At 67.3% G+C, this 1,348-nt stretch carries 1 protein-coding gene; it reads right to left on the bottom strand.

The genetic code is table 11. The annotated features are described in order from the left end of the window. Positions 1–17 precede the first annotated feature (17 nt). The gene (locus HMPREF3159_RS07665; RefSeq protein WP_070500499.1) at positions 18–1,109 is read right to left on the bottom strand and encodes an IS110 family RNA-guided transposase; all 1,092 of its coding nucleotides are present in this window, start codon (positions 1,107–1,109) and stop codon (positions 18–20) included. Between the last annotated feature and the right edge of the window lie 239 nt (positions 1,110–1,348).

The following is a 1,348-nucleotide window of genomic DNA, read 5'->3' on the forward strand; positions in this document are numbered from 1 at the left end:
CATGGGTATCTCCTATGTCAAGCGGCGTGCGGGAGGCACGTCGTTGGGGTGGGGTTCAGGGGGATGGGGGTGGTGGTGAGGGCTTCGGCGTGGGCTCGGGTGAGGGTGCGCCAGATGCGTCGGGCGATCTGGTTCTTCATGCAGCGCAGGGCTTCCATCACTGTCTTCCCCTCAGCTCGGAGCCGTTCGTAGTACTCCTTGCCCGGCCCCTCGAGGCGTGTCTGGGTGATCGCGATGCGGTGGATCGCGCAGTTCAGTTGGCGGTTCCCGCCCCTGTTCAGCCGGACTCGGCCTTCGGTCTTGCCTGACCAGACCGGGATCGGTGCGTAGCCGGCGAACATTGCGAACTTCGACTCCGTGGCGAACCGTTCGATCCCGGCGGTCTCGGCGATGATCTTCGCGGCAGACAGCTCCGCGCAGCCCGGGATCTCCAGCAGCTCCGGCTCCAGATCCCGGACCATGCCCCGCAGCCGTGCATCGAGCTCGCTGATCGAGGAGCAAAGTCGTTCAAGGTCGGCCAGGACCATGCCCGCGATCTCGGCGACGATCCCCTCGCTCGCCTCGATCAGCTCCCGCACCCGTTCCTGGGCGGGCCGATGGGTCAGCGCACGCGGTGCCGGGTCGAGCTCGGGGTCGAGCTCGTGCAAGTGCCAGCGCAGGCGATTGATCACCCGTGTCCGCTCCGCGACCAGGTCCTCACGACGAGCCAGGACCAGCTTGACCTCCCTGGCCCGCTCATCGGTGAACGCGGCCGGCAGATCGTCTTCCCTCGCCAACGCCCGCGCGACGGCCAGAGCATCGATCGGATCGGACTTCCCACGAGTGCGCGCGGCGGCGCGCTGGCGGGCCATCAGCTTCGCCGGCACCCGGACCACCGGCTCGCCATGAGCGAGGAGGTCGCGTTCCAGGAGGCCCGTGAGGTGGCGGCAGTCCTCCAGTCCCCACCTGCGGTCCTGCTCGATGAAGGACTTGCGGGCCCAGCGATAGGCCTTCTCGTGACCGGCATGGGTCGCACGGACAGTGATCTGCCCGATCTGCTTGCCCGCCGCGTCGACCGCAACGAAGGTGTGTGAGTTCTTGTGGACGTCAGCGCCGATCAGGACCACCATGGTCACTGCCTCCCTTGAATCCGAGTGGGGGACGAACGGTCGGGCCGGTCGGCGGACATACCTCAGTGGGGCAGCTGCACGCTCCTATCAAGTCACGCCGGCCGGTCCTTCCACCCGGCGACGGCAATACGCATGCAGGCCAGCTCAAAGACGAGCGGCAGCCACGCTAAGAGCCAGTCACCGAGTGGAAGGGATCCAACCACCGCGCCATCCGCGGCACCAGCAAGCCTCACACTGAG

This window comes from Brachybacterium sp. HMSC06H03, from assembly GCF_001807385.1.
Classification (GTDB): domain Bacteria; phylum Actinomycetota; class Actinomycetes; order Actinomycetales; family Dermabacteraceae; genus Brachybacterium; species Brachybacterium conglomeratum.